We start from the raw sequence: 17,993 nt of genomic DNA on the forward strand, positions 1-17,993 counted from the left end.
TCGTAGTCGAGCCAGCGTCGCCAGATGGCCTTCCCGGCGTTGAGGATCTCGTCGGCGAGGCGGGCGAACTCCTCGGTCGGCTTGTGGCGGCCGGCCTCCATGTGGCTGACGTAGGACGGGTCGAAGCCCATCTTCCGCGCCAGCGCGCGCTTCGACAGGCTGCGGACCTCGCGCCAGTGGGCGACTTCGGCGGCGAACGCCTCCATCGTCTGGTCGGCCGTCTCCTGGTCCGCCTGCGTCTCCATCCGCTCCGCCCCCAGTGAGTGATAAATGAACCGTGAGTGACCTTAGCTCACCATCCCGTCACGGTCCGGCCTGCGGCTGTCATTACCTCATCGGGCACGCACTTCGAGCGCCCGGTCAGCAAGAGCTCCCCATCATCCCTCCTGCCGTGAGGAGTTAGCCGTGCACGAGTCGTCCCGCCGTCGAGGTCAGCACCGCGATCCGGTCGGCGCGTTCCTCGGCGGCCTGTGGGCGGTCGGCAACGCCGCGGTGATCATCCTGCTCGGCGTCATCGTGCAGGACCACTTCGACACGGCCCGACTCGGTGCTCGCCCGGCGGCCAACTCGGCGCCGGACGACGGCACCTTCGCGTAGCGCCCTTCCACCCATCGCCCACCACGGGCTGGACTCCGAATTGGAGCGCACAGCATGGAAACCAGGAACGTGATCGTCCCCGTCCACGACGGGCCCATCGACCTCGCCCGCCCGCACTTCGTGGGCATCGGCGGCACCGGCATGTCGGCGGTGGCCCGCCTGCTGCTGGAGAGCGGCAGCCGGGTCTCCGGCTCGGACACCGGCGACACCGCCGCCCTGCGCGAGCTGGAGGACGCCGGCGCCGCCGTCGCCATCGGCCACACCGCCGGCAACCTGCCCGCCGACGCCACCGTCCTCGTGTGGTCCAGCGCGGTGACCCCGAGCAACCCCGAGGTCGCCGCCGCCCGCCGGGCCGGAATCCCGGTCGTGCACCGATCGGACGTGCTCGCCCACCTGATCGCCACCGCCGAGCAGTCGGTCGCCGTGGCGGGTACCCACGGCAAGACCATGACCACCGGCATCCTCAGTGCCGCGCTGGTCCATCTCGACCCGTCGTACGCCATTGGCGGCACCCCCGTCGGCCGCCCCAACGCCTACCAGGGCCTCGGCGGCCTGCTGATCGCCGAGGCCGACGAGAGCGACCGCACCGCGGGCCGCTACCACCCGCAGGTCTCCGTCGTCCTGAACGTGGACGACGACCACCCCGAGCAGTACGTCGACCTGAACGACGTCCTGGACGTCTTCGAGCGCCTGGCCCGCAACAGCTCCGTGCTGGTCGTCTCCTCCGACGACCAGGGCGCCCGGCTGCTGACCGAGCGCCTGCAGGCGGCACCCGGCCCGCGCGTCATCACCGTCGGCGAGGCCAAGGACGCGGATATGCGGGTGTTGCGTGTCCTGTGGGACGGGGCGGCGAGCCACGTCACCGTGCAGGACACGGACGGGTCGTGGCACGAGTTCACCCTGGCCGTCCCCGGCCGTCACAACGCCCTGAACGCGGCCGCCGCGTTCGCCGCCGGCCGGGCGCTCGGGGCGGAGCCCGCGGACCTGGTGAACGGCATCACCGCCTTCCAGGGCATCAAGCGCCGGCTCACCATCACGGGCCGCCACGCCGGGGTGACGGTACTGGACTCCTACGCCCACCACCCGAGCGAGATCACCGCCGACCTGGCCACTGCCCGGATGCTCACCGAGGGCCGGGTGATCGCGGTGTTCGAGCCGACCGGCTGGACCCGCACCGCCGCCCTGGGCGAGGAGATGGGCCGCCGGCTCGCGGCGGCCGACGAGGTCGTCCTCCTCGACGTCCACGCCTCGGTCGAGTCCCCGCTCACCGGGATCAGCACCGCGCCGATGGCCGCGCAAGTCGCCGCCTGCGGCGGCCGGGCCCACAGCGCGAGCGACGGGCGAGACGTGGCGGATGTGGTCGCCGAGTTGGTCGAGCCCGTCGACCTGGTGGTGACGATGGGCACCGGGACCGCCGGCCGCGTCGGGCGGGCGGTCCTGCTGCGGCTGGCCGAGGCCCCGGTGGCGGCCCCGGCCGCGTAGTCAGCGTGAGGCGTCCACGGCGTCGGGCTTGGCGAGGCGAATCGCGGTGTCCTCCAGCCCGACGCTGTGGGAGCCCTTCACCAGCACCACGTCTCCGGGCCTGAGGTAGGTCAGCAGCAGGTCGAGGGCGGCGTCGCGGTCGGGCACCAGCGTGCCGTTGACGCCGCCCTCGACAGCCGAGCTGTGCACCAGCGCGGCTTCTCGGCCGCCGACCGCGATCAGGTCGGTGATCCCGGTGCGGGCGACGAGGCGGCCCAGCTCAGCGTGGTGGGTCTCGGACTCCTCGCCCAGCTCTCGCATCTCGCCCAGCACCGCCACCGTCCTCCGCCCGCCGCCAGCCATGGCCGTAAGTGCGGCAAAGGCGACGGCCATCGAATCGGGGTTCGCGTTGAAGGCATCGTTGATCACCGTCACGCCGTCCGGCCGCTCGGTGACGTCCATCCGGCCCGGCGTCAGCTGCCGGGCGCCGGTCAGCGCCTCTGCGACCTGCTGCACGCTCGCGCCCAGGCCGATCGCCACCGCGGCGGCGGCCGTCACGTTGGACACGTGGTGGGCGCCGTGCAGCCCGAGCTTCACGGGGGCGATCTCGCCCCGGTATGTGAGGTTGAACGAAGGGCGGCCAGCGGCGTCCAGCTCGATGTCGACGGCCCGGACGTCCCCGGCCTCCACCCCGAACGTCAGGACCGGCGCGACCGTACGCGGCGCCATCGACATGACGTACGGGTCGTCGGCGTTCAGCACTGCCAGGCCGTCGGTGGGCAGGGCCTCGACGAGTTCGCCCTTCGCGGTGGCGATCGACTCCTTCCCGCCGCCGAACTCGCCCACGTGCGCGGTCCCGACGTTCAGCACCAGGCCGACCTTCGGCGGGACGATCCCCGTCAGGTACTTGATGTGCCCCGCGCCGCGCGAGCCCATCTCCAGCACCAGCAGGCGAGTGCTCTCGTCGGCACGGAAGACGGTCAGCGGCAGGCCGATCTCGCCGTTGAACGACAGCGGCGTGGCCACCGTGGTGTCCATGGTCTGCAGCACCTGGGCCAGCAGGTCCTTGGTGCTGGTCTTCCCGGCCGAACCGGTCAACCCGATGACCGTCGGCGCGTTCAGCCGGCCGAGCACAGCGCGCGCCAGCGCCCCCATCGCGTCCTGGACGTCCGGCACCACGACCGCCGGCACCCCGACCGGCCGGACGGCCAGCACGCCCGTCGCCCCGGCGCGGACTGCGGCCTCGGCGAACCGGTGCCCGTCCGTGTGCTCGCCCGCCAGCGCGATGAACAGCGCACCTGGCTCCACGAGCCGGGAGTCGATGACCCCGGGACGGTCCACCACGGCGCCCGGATGGGGCGCGTCGTGCAGAGCGCCCCCAACAGCCTCGGCGATCTCTTGCAGGGTCATGGGGACCACGGTGGCTCCGATCCATCGACGCACCCGCCCGGCTTCGAGGCGGCCTGCCATCGACGCTAGCGGCTCCCCGGCATCCGACACGCAGCCCTACGCATTCCGAACCAGACTGTGACAAAAGGAAGATGAGTATGTCTGACGCATCCCGTATCGCCCTCGTCACCGGTGGCCGCTCGGGCGAGCGCGACCGCTCGCTGATCTCCGGCGAGGCCGTTCGCGAGTCGCTGGTCCGCCAGGGCCTGCCGCACTTCGTGCTCGACCCCACCGACAAGGACTTCGCCGACCGCGTCCGCGAGGCCGACATCGCGTTCCTCGCCATCGCTGGCCAGTGGGCCGAGGACGGCAAGCTGCAGGGCCTCCTCGACAGCCTCGGCGTCCCCTACACCGGCTCCGGGGTACTGGCCAGCGCGGTGGCCATGCACAAGCCCACCGCGAAGACCCTCGCCCTCGCCGGCGGTGTCACCGTGCTCCCACACCTCCCGCTGCGCGGTACCGAGGACCCGGAGGAGGTCGCCAGGGCCTGCACCGACGAGTTCGGCCTGCCGGTCATCCTCAAGCCCACCTCCGAGGGCGGCTCCATCGGCATGCGGGTCTTCCGCGACCTTAACTCGCTCACCACCACGCTCACCCACGACACCCGAGGCGGCGAGTGGTTCATCGAGCCGTTCAAGGAGGGCACCGCCGTCACCTGCGGCGTGCTGGAGCAGGACGGCGCGCTCGTCACGCTCCCGCCGCTGGAGACCGTCCCCACCACCGCCGAGTTCTACGACTACAAGGCCAAGCGCAACCCGGCCGGCCACCGCTACCGCTGCCCCGCCCAGCTCCCGGACGCCGCCCTCGACACCATCTCCCGCTCGGCCGTCCGGGCCCACCAGGTACTGAACTGCTCGGGCTACTCGCGCTCGGACTTCCTCGTCACCCCGACCGGCGAGGTCCACTGGCTGGAGATCAACACGCTGCCCGGCCTCTCCCCGCACGGCAACCTCGCCACCATGGCCGCAGCCGCCGGCATCAGCTACGACCGCCTCATCGAGACCATCCTCGCCACCGTCCACGCCGACGGGTACCGCCCGTGAGCGCCGCTGCCCTGCCGCTGTCGGCGGACGACATCTACGACGCCCAGCGTCGCCTGCGCGGGGTCGCCGCCTCCACGCCCGCACTCTCCCACCTGGCGCTGGACGAGATCGCCGGACGAAGCGTCGTCTGCAAGGCCGAGGCCCTCCAGCGGGCCGGCTCGTTCAAGTTCCGCGGCGCGTACAACGCCGTCGCCGCCCTCAGCCCGCGCGAGCGGCGCCACGGCGTGATCGGCGCGTCGTCCGGCAACCACGCCCAGGCACTCGCGCTGACCGGCCGACTGCTGTCCGTCCCCGTCACCGTGGTCGTCCCCCACGACGCCCCGAAGGGAAAGGTGGACGGGGCCCGGACGCTGGGCGCCAGTATCGTCGCCTACCACCGGCAGCGCGACGACCGCGACGAGATCGTCGCCCAACTGGCCGTCGACCAAGGGCTCGCCGTCGTGCCGTCCGCCGACGCCCAGGCGGTGATGGCCGGGGCGGGCACGGCCGCGCTGGAACTGCTCTGGCAGGCTCCGGTGTTGACCGCGATCCTGGTGCCCGTCGGCGGCGGCGGGCTCGCCGCCGGCACCGCGGTCGCGGCCAAGCACATCAACCCGCACATCAAGGTGATCGGCGTGGAGCCCGCGGCTGCCGCCGACACCGCCGCCTCCCTGCACGCCGGGCAGATCACCGAACTGCCCGCCGTGCCCGACACCGTCGCGGACGGGCTCCGCCACGTCAGCCCGGCCGCCATGCCCTGGGAGATCAACAAGACCCTGCTCGACGGCGTCATCACCGTGACGGACGCCCAGATCGTGCAGGCTATGGGCTGGGCGTTCAAGCACCTCAAGGTGGTGACCGAACCCTCCGGAGCCGTCGCGCTCGCGGCCCTGGCCGGCCTCGACCTGCCGCCCGGCCCCGTCGGCGCGATCCTCTCCGGCGGCTCGGTGGACCTGGACGCCTTCCACCGCCTCGTGGCCGCCCCACCGCCCAGGAAGGAACCAGCCCTTGCCTGACCACCCCAAGCGCCACCCGATCCCGCTGATCACCCAGTACGCCACACCGGGCCTGATCAACGCCATCGCCTATGAAGGCCACCCACCCGGCGACGACGACAACTGGGCCACCACCGGCGCCCCTGACAAGGAGACCTACGCCTACTGGTCCACCCGCCTGTGCGGCATGGCCTGCCTGCGGATGGCCCTGTTCGCCCGCGACGGCCACGCACCCACCCTGTTCGACCTGCTGGACGGCTGCTTGGCCTACGGCGGCTACGTCCAGCAGGAGGACGGCGGCGTCGGCGGCCTCTACTACCAGCCGTTCACCGAGTACGCCCTCGCCCGCCACGGGCTCAAGACGGAGATCATCACCGACCTGGCCCCGGACCGGCTCCTCGCCGAACTCGATCTCGGCCACCTCGTGATGGCCTCCGTCCACAAGGAGATCCGCCGCCCCGACCGCCCGGCACCCGCACGCGGCGGGCACCTCGTCCTCGTCACCGGCCACCAGGACGGCGAGGTCTCGTTCCGCAACCCCTCGGGCCACACCGCTGATTCAGCCGACGCCGTTCTGCCGCTGGACCGCTTCGATACCTTCGCCGCTCATCGAGGCATCGCCATGTGGGTCTGACAGCACCTCGGCACCCCTGGGCCGGCTCCGTGTTGGCGGCTGACCCACCGGGACCTGCGCCGCCAACACGGAGCCCTGGGGGGCGAGCTGGGGTAAGGACTCCTTACCCCACAACTTGCTCCCCTCAGGGTGAACGTCGGTAAGCAGTGCTTACCTCACAACTTGCTCTGCCGGGGCCATTTCCGGAAGTCCCGGCACCGGCATGCAGAGCTCCGGAACGACCAGTCTGCACCGCCAGATGCGGCTCGCCCGGTTCCGGATGCGGAACCGGGCGAGCGTTGTCGAGGCGCAGTCAGCCGACGGCGGTATGCGTCCGAACTGCCTCTGGCTGGCCAGCCTGCTCGTTCTTCACGAGCTCCAGCAGTTTGCCGGCGCGGTCGTTGCTGATCGATAGGCCAGCGCAGCGCACTGCCTCCTTGATCACTGCGTGAGTGGCCCCCTTCTCGGCGACGGCAGGCCCAACCACCTCGCGCAGTTCGTCCATGCTGGCCGCCGGCCTGCGGCCTGTGCGCTTGCGGGGAGCGGCCGGCTGCTTGCTCACGGATGGGGTCCGGCTGGGACTGGTGGGCGGCTGGGCCACTTCGGCTTCTGTCGCCGAGACAGCAGCCCGCACCCGATTCGGCTCAGTGTCGCCCTCGTTACCGGCGGAAGGATTGCCCGGCTCGGACTGGGCAAGCCTCGCCGTGTCCACCCCCGTAGTGGAGGAAGACGGGGCGTGGAGCTGGCGGAGCAGTGCTGGGCCAACAACTCCCCACCCGAGGAGGAGCAGAGGCGCAACGGCGTCGAGAGCGGCTCGTCCGTAGTGTCCGGCGAGGATGGGCTCGGCGGTGTTGAGGACGAGGGTGAGTACGCCACACAGATGCATCAGGTGGGCGGCGGAGCGGAGCTGGGCGGGGTCGACGCCACTGGTGGAGAGGTGGTGCAGAGCGATCAGAAGACCGAGCACAGACAGGTCGACCATGGGGGCGATCAACGGCGCAACTGGGTGCGGGACGCCGAGTCGCAAAGCGAGGCCCCAGACGTTGCCGAAGGAGAAGGTGAACGCGAGGCCGGCGATGACCGTCATCACGACGGTGACCGTGGTGCGGGCGAGAGTGCCGGAGCCGGTCGGGTGGGTGGCCGGCTGGGTCGTGGGCATGTAGGCGTGTCCTTGCGGTGGAGGGGTGCTCGTGGAAATTCCGTCTTTGGCGTCTTGCCGTTGCATCCGCAGGTCAGGGCGGTACAGCAAGGGGCGGTCGCGGCTTGGCCGGCGGCGTCCGGTACGGGAGCTCTTCCGTCTTGTGACGGTGAACCGTCCCCACAGAAGGGCCTTTGACCTGCGCTCTTACGGCAGGGACGGCTGGGACGGCATGAGACGGCTGTGCATCCCGCCTCGGGCCCGGCCCGCCGCTCGCACTCGGGTCCGTGCGGCGGCGGGCCAGTGGCCGTCCTGTTCGGTCTGCCGTCTTGGCCTGATGGGGCGTGACCTGCGGTGATAGGGCAGGGATGGCATGGGCGGCAGCCAGGGCAAGGCGGTCAGCTCACGCTGCTGGCCGGAGTGATCGGGTGGACCGCAGGGCAGTAGCGCCGCCAGGCGTCGGTGAACTCGCCGGGGGCCTTCCAGGCGCGATGGAGGCGGCATGTCCAGGGAGACCAACGGGGGCGAGACCCCGCTGCTGTACAGCGAAGGCAACGCGGCGGCGCGCATCGCGCTGGAACGCGAGGTCAGAGGGTGGAGCACCACCGAGTTGGCGGCTCGCATGACCAGGGCCGGCGTCCCAATGAACCAGACCGCGGTCTGGCGCATCGAGAACGGCGCCCCCCGTCGCAAGATCACCCTGGACGAAGCCCTCGGCTTCGCCCGCGTCTTCGAGCTGCCGCTGGAGAAACTGATGTCGCCCCCGCTGGCGGGCGTCGACATCGAGGGAAGACGGATCGTCCAGGAGGCGGTCGAGGCGTTCTATGAGACCCGCGAAGCGCAGGACCGCCTGCATCGCGCGGTCGTCGCCACCGTCGACTACATCGCAGCCCACCCCAACAGCTCCGAGGGCGTCCACGAGCAGTGCCTCCGCCTCATGGGCGAGGAACGCGATGCCCGCGCCCTGACCGAATACATCGAGACGGGCGGCTACTACTGACACGGAGGAGAGCCGACTTGGCGAACATCCAGAAGCGACCGAACGGCAAGTGGCGGGCCCGGTACCGGGACCTGGACGGCAAGGAGCACGCTCGCCACTTCGACCGGAAGATCGACGCCCAGCGCTGGCTCGACGAGGTCACGGCGAGCCTGGTCACGGGCCAGTACGTGGATCCCCGGTCCGCCAAGAAGCCATTCAAGGAGTACGCCGAGGACTGGCGTACTCGTCAGCCCCACCGACCCTCAACCGCCAAGGCCGTGGCCCAGCACCTGCGCTGCTACGTCTACCCAGTCTGGGAGAAGCGGGCTCTCGGCGCCATCAAACCGGGTGACGTCCAGAAGTGGGTGACTGACCTGACGACCACCCGCGGCCTCGCGGCCAGCACCACCCGAACCGTCTTCAACACGGTCAACGCGGTCTTCCGCGCGGCGGTCCGCGACCGCATGATCCCGCACAACCCCTGCGAGGGCGCCAAGCTGCCTGCCGTCCCCCGCAAGCGGGTCGTGCCCCTGTCGGTGGAGCAGGTCCGTCACCTGTCGGCAAAGATCCCGGCCCGCTACCGGGGTCTCGTCCTACTGGGTGCCGCCACGGGACTCCGGCCAGGCGAGCTCTTCGGTCTCCAGCTCCGGCACGTCGACCTGCTGCACGCCACCGTCACCGTGGAGCAGCAGATCCAGCAGACGGCCAAGCACGGCGTCTACGTCGGCCCGCCGAAGACCACGCGGTCATACAGGACCGTGCCCCTCCCGAGGATGGCCGTCCAGGCTGTAACCGCGCACCTCTGGGACTTCCCGGTCGCCGACCCCGAGGGCTGGCTCTTCATGGCTCCCGAGGGCGGCCCGGCTTCATGGACGGCTCGTGGCGGCCCGCCTGCCAGCGGGCCGGCATACCGAAGGGCACCGGCCCGCACGCGCTCCGGCACCACTACGCGAGCCTGCTGATCAAGCACGGCGAGTCGGTGAAGACGGTCTCCGAGCGGCTCGGGCACACCAACGCCGCAATGACGCTGAACATCTACACCCACCTCTGGCCCGACTCGGAGGAGCGGACCAGGGCCGCCGTCGACCGCGCGTACACCGGCGACGGCAGCGCGGACCAAGGCGACCTCCCGGACGCCGAAGCGGCGTAGCCGGCGCCGGTTGCGTTGGCCCGAGGCGGCAGGGTTGCGGACCCCCTGCGGACCGAAAGGCCGCCCAACCCGCTCCGTCGCAGGTCAGGCGGCCTTTCCGCAGTTTGACTAGACGTTGAAGCGGAACTCCACCACGTCGCCGTCCTGCATGACGTACTCCTTGCCCTCGATGCGGGCCTTGCCCTTGCTGCGGGCCTCGGCGATGGAGCCGGCCTCGACCAGGTCGTGGAAGGAGATGACCTCCGCCTTGATGAAGCCCTTCTGGAAGTCGGTGTGGATCACACCGGCGGCCTCGGGGGCGGTGGCGCCCTTCTTGATCGTCCAGGCGCGGGTCTCCTTGGGACCGGCCGTGAGGTAGGTCTGCAGGCCCAGGGTGTCGAAGCCGACCCGGGCGAGGGTGGCGAGGCCGGGCTCCTCCTGGCCCATCGACTGGAGCAGCTCGAGCGCCTCGGCGTCGTCGAGCTCGATCAGCTCGGACTCGATCTTGGCGTTGAGGAAGATCGCCTCGGCGGGGGCGACCAGCTCGCGCTGGGCGTTCTTGAAGTCCTCGTCGGCCAGCTCGTCCTCGTCCACGTTGAAGACGTAGAGGAAGGGCTTGGCGGTCAGCAGGTGCAGCTCACGGATCGGGGCGGTGTCGAAGCCGGCCTCGAAGAGCGTCTTGCCGGTCTCCAGGATCGCCTGGGCGGCCTCGGCGGCGGCCAGGACGGGGGCGGTGTCCTTCTTCAGGCGCGCCTCCTTCTGGAGCCGGGGCAGCACCTTCTCGATGGTCTGGAGGTCGGCCAGGATCAGCTCGGTGTGGATGGTCTCGATGTCGTCTTTGGGCGACACCTTGCCGTCCACGTGCACCACGTCCGGGTCGGTGAAGGCGCGCACGACCTGGCAGATCGCGTCCGACTCGCGGATGTTGGCCAGGAACTTGTTGCCCAGGCCCTCGCCCTCGCTGGCGCCGCGCACGATGCCCGCGATGTCGACGAAGTCGACGGTGGCCGGGAGGATGCGCTGCGAGCCGAAGATCTCGGCGAGCTTGGCGAGGCGCTCGTCCGGGACGCCGACGACGCCGACGTTCGGCTCGATGGTGGCGAACGGGTAGTTGGCCGCCAGCACGTCGTTCTTGGTCAGGGCGTTGAACAGGGTCGACTTGCCGACGTTCGGCAGGCCGACGATTCCGATCGTGAGCGACATGAAGCGAAGTCCCGTGGGCTTGGAGGAGTTGGGTCGGCACCGTAAGGGCCGATCCCCCAGTCTACGGGCAGCCGGTCAGGCGACCGCCGCCACCGGTGGCGGCTCCGGGAACTCCGGCCCGTTGCCCGGCCGGTCGTGGCCGTGCAAGCGGCGGCGGCCGGGCAGCTCGCCGTCCCGGACGACCTGGTGGCCGTGGGCGGCCAGGTGGTCGGCGAGCGCGTTATGTCGTGCACCTGGATCCCGGGGTGGCCCTTGCGGGAGGGGCGGCACCGCGCCACCGCGCCCGGGTGCACCTCGACCCCGCCGCCGCGGAACCGGCAGCCGCCGCGCCATCCCCCCGGACGAGTTGATCGACGATCACATCAGTACTCCGTTCGAAGACACGGAGCAAGCTCCCGAAGGTCCATTACACAGTGTGGCGATGATCGGACCGTACGTTGGGTGGGTGGAGCAGAGCATCCGAACCCAGCCGCCAGGGCCCAGACGCCGACCGCCGAACGGCGCGTCCGGGGCCGCCGTCCCCGGCCCCGGACGGGCCCCCGAGACCGCCGGGCCGGTCGGGGCGGCCGCCCCCGCCTCCCGGCTGCGCCCGGTGGCCGGCGCCACCGACCGCGGCCGCTCCGGCGCCGCCCGGCCGCGGCTGCACCTGCCGTTCGCCGCGCGCTCCCCCGAGCGCACCGGCGAACGCGGTGACGGCCGCCCGAACGGCCGCCTCTACGGGCGCCGGCGCACCGGGCGGCCGACCCGGCTGACCGCGGTCGGCACCGGCGTGGCCGCGATGGCCGCGACCGTCGCGGCGGCCGGCCTGGACCGGCTGCTCTTCGGCGGGCTCGGGGTGCTGTTCGGCGTCGGCTACCTGGTGGTCTGCTTCCAGCTGGCCGTCCGGGTGCGCTTCGCCGACCTGCTGGCCGCACCGATCAGCGGGCCGATCGCGTTCGCCGTCGCCCTGCTGCTGTTCGGCCCGGTCGCCTCCGCCGGGGTAACCGCCCAGGTGGTGGCGCTGGCGACCGGCCTGGCGCTGCGGGCCGGCTGGCTGTTCTCCGGCACCGGTCTGGCCGCGGTGATCGTGCTGGCCCGGTTCGTCGCCCAGAAGCGGATCCACCGGACGCGTTGAGGGGCGGCCGACCGGCCGCCCCGCCTGTCGCACCCTCTCCCGTACCCGCCCGGCCCCTCCCGGCGACGTGATCAGCCGGCGACCCGGGCCGCCGCCATCGCCGCTCCGACGATCCCGGCGTCGTTGCGCAGCTCCGCCGGGACGACCTGCGCCCCCCGCGCGCGCAGCAGCGGCAGGAACTTCTCGTGCTTGCGGCTCACCCCGCCGCCGATCACGATCAGCTGCGGCGAGAAGAGCATCTCCACCAGGTCGAGGTACTCGTCGACCCGCCCGGCCCACTCCGCCCAGCTCAGCCCGTGCCGCTCCTTGGCCGCCGAGGAGGCCCGCCGCTCGGCGTCCTTGCCCCGCAGCTCCAGGTGGCCCAGTTCGGTGTTGGGCACCAGCGCGCCGTCCACGAACAGGGCGCTGCCGATGCCCGTGCCGAAGGTGAGCACCAGCACCACGCCCGGCCGGCCGCGGCCGGCGCCGTGGGTCAGCTCGGCCAGCCCGGCGGCGTCGGCGTCGTTGAGCACGGTGGCCGGCAGGTCGAGCGCCTCTCTGAACAGGCCCTCGGCGTCCAGGCCGATCCAGCCCTTGTCGACGTGGGCGGCGGTCCTGGTCCGGCCGTTCACCACCACGCCGGGGAAGGTCAGGCCCACCGGGCCCTGGTGGCCGAAGTGCCGGACCACCTCGCGGACGGCGGCGACCACGGCCTCCGGTGCGGAGGGCTTCGGGGTGAGGACCTTGAACCGCTCCTGGGCGAGCACGCCCCGGCCGAGGTCGACGGGGGCACCCTTGATGCCCGACCCGCCGATGTCCACACCGAATACCGCCGTCATGACGACCGCCCTCCGCCGACTCCGCTGTCCACGACCGCAGGCCGGGTTGTCCACAGCCTGTGCATACCTCTGCACCAAGCTACGAGAGCCCGCCCGGGCGCGCACAGCGGAGGACCCGGCACCCCGTGGCGGGGTGCCGGGTCCTCGGTGCCGGGGTCAGAGCTTGCCGGCGGCCTCGGCGCGCAGGTCGCGGCGGAGCTCCTTGGGCAGCGAGAAGGTCAGGTGCTCCTCGGCGGTCTTCACGGTCGACACGTCGCCGTAGCCGCGTGCGGCCAGCCACTCCAGGACGCCCTCGACCAGGATCTCCGGCACCGAGGCGCCGCTGGTCAGGCCGACCGTGGTGACGCCCTCCAGCCAGGACTCCTGGATCTCCTCGGCGAAGTCCACCAGGTGGGCGGCCTTGGCGCCGTACTCCAGGCCGACCTCGACCAGGCGGACGGAGTTGGAGGAGTTCTTGGAGCCGACCACGATCAGCAGGTCCGTCTCGGGCGCCATCTGCTTGACGGCGACCTGGCGGTTCTGGGTGGCGTAGCAGATGTCGTCGCTGGGCGGGCTGACCAGCAGCGGGAAGCGCTTCTTCAGCTCGCCGACGGTGGCCATGGTCTCGTCCACCGAGAGCGTGGTCTGGGAGAGCCAGACGACCTTGGACTCGTCGCGGACCTGCACCTGGGCGACGTCCTCGGCCCCGTCCACCAGGTGGATCCGGTCCGGCGCCTCGCCCATGGTGCCGATGACCTCCTCGTGGCCCTCGTGGCCGACCAGCAGGATGTCGAAGCCCTCGTCGGCGAAGCGCACGGCCTCCTTGTGCACCTTGGTCACCAGCGGGCAGGTGGCGTCGATGGTGGCGAGCTTGCCGGCCTTGGCCTCGTCGTGGACGGAGGGCGCGACGCCGTGGGCCGAGAACACCACGATCGAGCCCTCGGGCACCTCCTCCGTCTCGTCGACGAAGATCGCGCCCTTCTTCTCCAGGGTCTGCACCACGTACTTGTTGTGGACGATCTGCTTGCGGACGTAGATCGGCGCCCCGTACTGCTCCAGGGCCTTCTCCACGGCGATCACGGCGCGGTCGACGCCCGCGCAGTAGCCCCGGGGGGCGGCGAGCAGGACACGGCGCTGCGTGGTGTTGGACATGGCTCCATCGTACGGGCGGCGGCGGGCCGCGCCGACTCGCGGCGCCTTGGGCCCGGATTCGACCGCCGATGCTCGATCGTGGTCTCCATGAGCGAGCGAGTCGAAACCGGCGGCCTGCGGCGCAGCCTGGGCGTGCGCGATCTGATGGTCTACGGGCTGCTGTTCATCGCCCCGATGGCGCCGGTCGGCGTGTTCGGCGTGCTGGACGCGAAGAGCCGCGGCGCGGTGGCCGCGGTCTACCTGGCGGCGACCGTCGCGATGGGGTTCACCGCCTGGTCGTACGCCCAGATGGTGCGGGCGGTGCCGCAGGCCGGCTCGGTGTTCGCCTACGCGCGGGCCGGCCTGGGCGAGGGGCCCGGCTTCATCGCCGGGTGGATGGCGATGCTCGACTACCTGCTGATCCCGGCGGTGGCGTACCTCTTCTCGGGCATCGCGCTGCACTCGCTGGTCCCGGGCGTGTCGCGCTGGGTCTGGACGGCCCTGGCGGTGCTGGTGACCACCGCGCTCAACCTGGCCGGGGTGCGGACGGCGGCCGCGGTCGGCTTCGCCGTGCTGGCGATGGAGCTCGCCGTGCTGGCGGTGTTCACGGTGGCGGCGGTGGTGGTGCTGGTGCGGGACGGCGCGCAGCGCGGCTGGGACACGCCGCTGACCGCCGTCGGAGGCTTCTCCACGACCGCGGTGCTCTCGGCGGTCTCCGTGGCCGTCCTCTCCTTCCTGGGCTTCGACGCGATCGCCACCTTCGTCGAGGAGGCGGTCGGCGCCTCGGCGGCGGTGGCGCGGGCGGTCCTCTGGTGCCTCGTGCTGGCCGGTGTGCTGTTCGTGACGCAGACCTACCTGGCCGCGCTGCTGGAGCCGGCGACGCCGCGGGAACTGGCCGCCGACCCGGCCGCCCAGGGCTCGGCGTTCTACGACACGGTGGAGGTGTCCGTCGGGCACTGGCTGCACGTGCTGGTGGCGGCGAGCAAGGCGATCGGCGCCGCCTTCGCCGCGCTCGCCGGCCAGGCCGCGGCCGGGCGGCTGCTGTACGCGATGGCCCGGGACGGGCGGCTGCCGCGGGTCCTCGGCACCGTCGACCCGGCCTCGGCGGTGCCGCGCCGGGCGCTGCTGGCGGCGGCGGTGATCACGATGGCCGCGGCGGTCTGGGCTGCCGAGCGGGACGACGGCCTCGACCGGCTGACCTCGGTGGTCAACATCGGCGCGCTGACCGCCTTCGCGCTGCTGCACGCCTCGGTGGTCGGCTGGTACGCGGTCAAGCACCACTCCCGCAACCGGCTGGGGCACCTGGTGCTGCCGGTGCTGGGCATCGCGGTGATCGGGGCGGTGGTCTACGAGGCCTCGCACACGGCGCAGATCGCCGGACTGGTCTGGCTGGCCGCGGGAGTCGTCGTCCTGCTCGTCCAGGGGGCCTCCGCTGTCGGCATCCGCCGATAGCCTCGTACGCATGGCCAACACCAGCTCCCCCGAAGCCCCGCTCCCGGTCGGCAAGGTCTCCGCGTTGATCGGCGGCTGGATCGACCGGCTCGGCGCGGTCTGGGTGGAGGGTCAGATCACCCAGCTCAGCCGGCGGCCGGGCGCGGGCGTGGTGTTCCTGACGCTGCGCGATCCGCAGGCGGACGTCTCGCTCACGGTGACCTGCTTCCGCTCGGTCTTCGACCGGGTCGCGGACGTGGTGCAGGAGGGCTCGCGCGTCGTCGTGCACGCCAAGCCGGAGTGGTACGCGGCGCGCGGGCAGCTCTCGCTGCGGGCGGCGGAGATCCGGATGGTCGGGCTGGGCGAGCTGCTGGCCCGGCTGGAGCAGTTGAAGCGGCGGCTGGCCGGCGAGGGGCTGTTCGCAGCCGAACGGAAGAAGCCCCTGCCGTTCCTGCCGCAGTGCATCGGCCTGGTCACCGGGCGCGGCTCGGCGGCCGAGCGGGACGTGCTGGAGAACGCCCGGCGGCGCTGGCCGGCGGTCTGCTTCGAGGTGCGCAACGTCCCGGTGCAGGGCGTCAGCGCGGTGGAGCGGGTGAGCGAGGCCGTGCAGGAGCTGGACGAGCACCCCGAGGTGGACGTGATCATCGTCGCCCGGGGCGGCGGCAGCGTGGAGGACCTGCTGCCGTTCTCGGACGAGGGCCTCGTGCGGCTGGTCGCGGCGGCGCGGACGCCGGTGGTCAGCGCGATCGGGCACGAGCCGGACCAGCCGCTGCTCGACTTCGTCGCCGATCTGCGCGCCTCCACCCCGACCGACGCCGCCAAACGGGTGGTGCCGGACGTCGGCGAGGAGCTGGCGAAGGTGCGGAACCTGCGCGACCGCGCCCGCCGGCACGTCCTCGGGCGCGTCGACCGGGAGCAGCACGGGCTGGACGGCGTGCGCAGCCGCCCGGCGCTGGCCGTGCCGCACCGGATGCTGGACGGGCGCGGCCAGGAGGTCGCGGCCCTCCTGGAGCGGGCCCGGCGGACCCTCGGGCACCGGCTGGACCACGCGCAGAGCGACCTCGGGCACACGCTGGCCCGGGTGGTCGCGCTCTCCCCCGCGGCGACCCTGGAGCGTGGCTACGCGGTGCTCCAGCGGGCGGACGGCGCGGTGGTGACCGACCCGGCCCAGGTCGCGGCGGGGGACGCGCTGCACGCCCGGGTGGCGGGCGGCGGCTTCTCCGTCACGGTGGCCGACGCCGCCGAGTAGCCGGGCGGAACGGCGGCGCGGTGTCGGTGCCAGCCCCTACGCTGGCACCCATGGCAGAGCAGGAGCAGGTGGAGGCGGCGCCGCGGACGCCGGACGACGCGCTCGGGTACGAGCACGCCCGGGACGCGCTGCTGGAGGTGGTGCGGCAGCTGGAGAACGGCGGCACCTCGCTGGAGGAGTCGCTGGCGCTGTGGGAGCGCGGGGAGCAGCTGGCGAAGGTCTGCCAGCGGTGGCTGGACGGTGCCCGGGCCCGGCTGGACGCGGCGCTGGCCGCCGAGGAAGGCGCCCCCGAGAGCGGCTGACGATGCGTCAGCCCAGGTCAGGGCTCCGGTGACGCAGCTCACATTGACGCCCGGGAACAGTTGAATCTTCACTCATGTTGTGCACGTGTGATCGGCCGCGGCCGGTCGGACCGACGAACCCCGTCCCCGTCACTCTTGAGGTGTAGAGAAGCATGACCACCGACGCTCTGGTACTGGACGCCGCCGCTCAGGACCTGCTCTTCCGCGAGGCCCGTACCGCCAACACCTTCTCCGACGAGCCGGTGACCGAGGAGCAGATCCAGGCCATCTACGACCTGGTGAAGTACGGCCCGACCGCGTTCAACGCGCAGCCGCTGCGCGTCGTCCTCGTCCGCTCCGCCGAGGCCCGCGAGCGCCTCGTCGAGCACATGATGGACGGCAACAAGGCCAAGACCCTCTCGGCCCCGCTGGTCGCGATCCTGGCCGTGGACAACGAGTTCCACGAGGAGCTGCCCACCCAGCTGCCGCACTTCCCGCAGGCGAAGGACCTCTTCTTCACCGAGCGCCCGGTCCGCGAGTCCACCGCGACCCTGAACGGCGCCCTGCAGGCCGGCTACTTCATCGTCGGCGTCCGCGCCGCGGGCCTGGCCGCCGGCCCGATGACCGGCTTCAACGCCGCGGGCATCAACAAGGAGTTCTTCGCCGACGGCGAGCACTCGGTGCTGGCCGTGGTGAACATCGGCAAGCCGGGCGAGGACGCCTGGTTCCCGCGTTCGCCGCGCCTGGCCTACGACGAGGTCGTCACCACCGTCTGAGCCTCCCGGCACGGCGAAGGGCCCCGCACCGGTTCCGACCGGACGCTGTTGGTGAATTGTGGCTGATCGCCTGCGGTGTGTGACGCCGGTCTCCGAGACTTGTCTCGGAGACCGGCGTTCCTTGTTGTGGGGGTGTGTGGTGTCGATGCGTGCGGACGGGCCGGGTGAGGTTCCGGTGGAGACGGTGCGGGTGGCTCGGGCGGCGTTCCCGAAGGGCAGCCTGGCGATTCGGATCCGGGACGAGCTGGGGGTGCTGTTCACGGATGACCAGTTCGCCGACCTGTTCGCGGTGCGGGGCAAACCGGCGTGGTCGCCGGGCCGGCTGGCGTTGGTGCTGGTGCTGCAGTTCGTCGAGGGGCTGACCGACCGGCAGGCCGCGGAGGCGGTCCGGGCCCGGATCGACTTCAAGTACGCCCTCGGGCTGGAGCTCGGCGATCCGGGCTTCGACTTCTCGGTGCTGTCGGAGTTCCGGGACCGTCTGGTCGAGGCGGACGCCGGGCGGCGGGTGCTGGACGCCGTCCTGGTCGCGGCCCGGGACAAGGGCCTGCTGAAGACGGCGGGCCGGGCCCGCACCGACTCCACGCATGTGCTGTCGGCAGCCCGTGAGCTGTGCTTTCTGGAGCTGGTC

The 17,993-nt window shown here is 72.0% G+C and carries 20 protein-coding genes; 14 read left to right on the plus strand and 6 right to left on the minus strand.

The window, feature by feature from the left end; genetic code table 11:
* Nucleotides 1–245, minus strand: a 245-nt coding sequence (locus MCM47_RS34930; protein ID WP_238951007.1) for a helix-turn-helix domain-containing protein, incomplete at its 3' end; no start/stop codon positions are given.
* A gap of 160 nt (nt 246–405) precedes the next feature.
* On the opposite strand from MCM47_RS34930, the gene MCM47_RS34935 reads away from it, so the two are divergent.
* Entirely contained in the window at nt 406–597 is a 192-nt protein-coding gene (locus tag MCM47_RS34935; protein WP_238951009.1) for a hypothetical protein, read from the plus strand.
* A 54-nt stretch (nt 598–651) separates the two neighbouring features.
* Nucleotides 652–2,079 carry a UDP-N-acetylmuramate--L-alanine ligase gene (gene murC / locus MCM47_RS34940; RefSeq protein ID WP_238951011.1) on the plus strand — a complete coding sequence of 476 codons (1,428 nt, stop codon included), beginning with the start codon at nt 652–654 and terminating at the stop codon, nt 2,077–2,079.
* Here the strand turns inward: murC and murF are convergent, their stop codons facing one another.
* The gene (gene murF, locus MCM47_RS34945; protein WP_238951013.1) at nt 2,080–3,477 is read right to left on the minus strand and encodes a UDP-N-acetylmuramoyl-tripeptide--D-alanyl-D-alanine ligase; all 1,398 of its coding nucleotides are present in this window, start codon (nt 3,475–3,477) and stop codon (nt 2,080–2,082) included.
* 128 nt (nt 3,478–3,605) lie between these two features.
* Here murF and MCM47_RS34950 point away from each other — a divergent pair, with 128 nt between their 5' ends.
* From MCM47_RS34950 to MCM47_RS34960, 3 genes are read left to right on the plus strand one after another with little or no spacing between them, the layout of a single operon-like run.
* Complete coding sequence (locus tag MCM47_RS34950) at nt 3,606–4,550, plus strand: D-alanine--D-alanine ligase (protein WP_238951016.1); 945 nt, start codon at nt 3,606–3,608, stop codon at nt 4,548–4,550.
* Nucleotides 4,547–5,545, plus strand: coding sequence for a threonine/serine dehydratase (locus MCM47_RS34955; RefSeq protein WP_238951018.1), 999 nt, complete (start codon nt 4,547–4,549; stop codon nt 5,543–5,545). The genes MCM47_RS34950 and MCM47_RS34955 overlap by 4 nt, the downstream gene beginning before the upstream one ends.
* Nucleotides 5,538–6,158, plus strand: coding sequence for a C39 family peptidase (locus MCM47_RS34960; RefSeq protein ID WP_238951020.1), 621 nt, complete (start codon nt 5,538–5,540; stop codon nt 6,156–6,158). The genes MCM47_RS34955 and MCM47_RS34960 overlap by 8 nt, the downstream gene beginning before the upstream one ends.
* Before the next feature lie 292 nt (nt 6,159–6,450).
* Here the strand turns inward: MCM47_RS34960 and MCM47_RS34965 are convergent, their stop codons facing one another.
* Entirely contained in the window at nt 6,451–7,296 is an 846-nt protein-coding gene (locus MCM47_RS34965; protein WP_238951021.1) for a DUF2637 domain-containing protein, read from the minus strand.
* 481 nt (nt 7,297–7,777) lie between these two features.
* On the opposite strand from MCM47_RS34965, the gene MCM47_RS34970 reads away from it, so the two are divergent.
* From MCM47_RS34970 to MCM47_RS42050, 3 genes are read left to right on the plus strand one after another with little or no spacing between them, the layout of a single operon-like run.
* Complete coding sequence (locus MCM47_RS34970) at nt 7,778–8,275, plus strand: helix-turn-helix transcriptional regulator (protein WP_238951023.1); 498 nt, start codon at nt 7,778–7,780, stop codon at nt 8,273–8,275.
* Nucleotides 8,276–8,292: 17 nt separating this feature from the next.
* Nucleotides 8,293–9,216: a tyrosine recombinase XerC gene (xerC, locus tag MCM47_RS42045; protein WP_255753224.1), complete on the plus strand. Its 924-nt coding sequence runs from the start codon at nt 8,293–8,295 to the stop codon at nt 9,214–9,216.
* A complete protein-coding gene (locus MCM47_RS42050; RefSeq protein WP_255753225.1) occupies nt 9,123–9,404 on the plus strand; it encodes a tyrosine-type recombinase/integrase in 282 nt (93 codons plus the stop codon). The genes xerC and MCM47_RS42050 overlap by 94 nt, the downstream gene beginning before the upstream one ends.
* Before the next feature lie 108 nt (nt 9,405–9,512).
* On the opposite strand, the gene ychF is transcribed toward MCM47_RS42050, so the two are convergent.
* Complete coding sequence (ychF, locus tag MCM47_RS34980) at nt 9,513–10,586, minus strand: redox-regulated ATPase YchF (RefSeq protein WP_238951025.1); 1,074 nt, start codon at nt 10,584–10,586, stop codon at nt 9,513–9,515.
* A 445-nt stretch (nt 10,587–11,031) separates the two neighbouring features.
* On the opposite strand from ychF, the gene MCM47_RS34985 reads away from it, so the two are divergent.
* A complete protein-coding gene (locus MCM47_RS34985; protein WP_238951027.1) occupies nt 11,032–11,700 on the plus strand; it encodes a DUF6542 domain-containing protein in 669 nt (222 codons plus the stop codon).
* A 71-nt stretch (nt 11,701–11,771) separates the two neighbouring features.
* On the opposite strand, the gene ppgK is transcribed toward MCM47_RS34985, so the two are convergent.
* Nucleotides 11,772–12,518 (minus strand): polyphosphate--glucose phosphotransferase, encoded by a 747-nt coding sequence (gene ppgK / locus MCM47_RS34990; RefSeq protein ID WP_238951028.1) that lies wholly within the window; start codon nt 12,516–12,518, stop codon nt 11,772–11,774.
* A gap of 156 nt (nt 12,519–12,674) precedes the next feature.
* Nucleotides 12,675–13,649, minus strand: coding sequence for a 4-hydroxy-3-methylbut-2-enyl diphosphate reductase (locus tag MCM47_RS34995; RefSeq protein ID WP_238951030.1), 975 nt, complete (start codon nt 13,647–13,649; stop codon nt 12,675–12,677).
* An 87-nt stretch (nt 13,650–13,736) separates the two neighbouring features.
* Here MCM47_RS34995 and MCM47_RS35000 point away from each other — a divergent pair, with 87 nt between their 5' ends.
* The 5 genes from MCM47_RS35000 to MCM47_RS35020 form a co-directional block, all read left to right on the plus strand.
* Nucleotides 13,737–15,080, plus strand: a complete 1,344-nt coding sequence (locus MCM47_RS35000; RefSeq protein ID WP_238951032.1) for an APC family permease — start codon at nt 13,737–13,739, stop codon at nt 15,078–15,080.
* 10 nt (nt 15,081–15,090) lie between these two features.
* Nucleotides 15,091–16,308 carry an exodeoxyribonuclease VII large subunit gene (xseA, locus tag MCM47_RS35005; protein WP_238951034.1) on the plus strand — a complete coding sequence of 406 codons (1,218 nt, stop codon included), beginning with the start codon at nt 15,091–15,093 and terminating at the stop codon, nt 16,306–16,308.
* A 50-nt stretch (nt 16,309–16,358) separates the two neighbouring features.
* Complete coding sequence (locus MCM47_RS35010) at nt 16,359–16,610, plus strand: exodeoxyribonuclease VII small subunit (RefSeq protein WP_238951037.1); 252 nt, start codon at nt 16,359–16,361, stop codon at nt 16,608–16,610.
* A gap of 152 nt (nt 16,611–16,762) precedes the next feature.
* Complete coding sequence (locus tag MCM47_RS35015) at nt 16,763–17,365, plus strand: malonic semialdehyde reductase (protein WP_238951039.1); 603 nt, start codon at nt 16,763–16,765, stop codon at nt 17,363–17,365.
* 139 nt (nt 17,366–17,504) lie between these two features.
* Nucleotides 17,505–17,993, plus strand: a 489-nt coding sequence (locus MCM47_RS35020) for a transposase (protein WP_238951041.1), incomplete at its 3' end; no start/stop codon positions are given.

It is taken from the genome of Kitasatospora sp. A2-31 (assembly GCF_022288725.1).
Classification (GTDB): domain Bacteria; phylum Actinomycetota; class Actinomycetes; order Streptomycetales; family Streptomycetaceae; genus Kitasatospora.

Coding starts and splice junctions, on each gene's coding strand:
- murC (WP_238951011.1), top strand. CDS start 652: ATGGAAACCAGGAACGTGATCGTCCCCGTCCACGACGGGCCCATCGAC.
- MCM47_RS34950 (WP_238951016.1), top strand. CDS start 3,606: ATGTCTGACGCATCCCGTATCGCCCTCGTCACCGGTGGCCGCTCGGGC.
- MCM47_RS34965 (WP_238951021.1), bottom strand. CDS start 7,296: ATGCCCACGACCCAGCCGGCCACCCACCCGACCGGCTCCGGCACTCTC.
- MCM47_RS34970 (WP_238951023.1), top strand. CDS start 7,778: ATGTCCAGGGAGACCAACGGGGGCGAGACCCCGCTGCTGTACAGCGAA.
- MCM47_RS42050 (WP_255753225.1), top strand. CDS start 9,123: ATGGACGGCTCGTGGCGGCCCGCCTGCCAGCGGGCCGGCATACCGAAG.
- ychF (WP_238951025.1), bottom strand. CDS start 10,586: ATGTCGCTCACGATCGGAATCGTCGGCCTGCCGAACGTCGGCAAGTCG.
- ppgK (WP_238951028.1), bottom strand. CDS start 12,518: ATGACGGCGGTATTCGGTGTGGACATCGGCGGGTCGGGCATCAAGGGT.
- MCM47_RS34995 (WP_238951030.1), bottom strand. CDS start 13,649: ATGTCCAACACCACGCAGCGCCGTGTCCTGCTCGCCGCCCCCCGGGGC.
- MCM47_RS35000 (WP_238951032.1), top strand. CDS start 13,737: ATGAGCGAGCGAGTCGAAACCGGCGGCCTGCGGCGCAGCCTGGGCGTG.
- xseA (WP_238951034.1), top strand. CDS start 15,091: ATGGCCAACACCAGCTCCCCCGAAGCCCCGCTCCCGGTCGGCAAGGTC.
- MCM47_RS35010 (WP_238951037.1), top strand. CDS start 16,359: ATGGCAGAGCAGGAGCAGGTGGAGGCGGCGCCGCGGACGCCGGACGAC.
- MCM47_RS35015 (WP_238951039.1), top strand. CDS start 16,763: ATGACCACCGACGCTCTGGTACTGGACGCCGCCGCTCAGGACCTGCTC.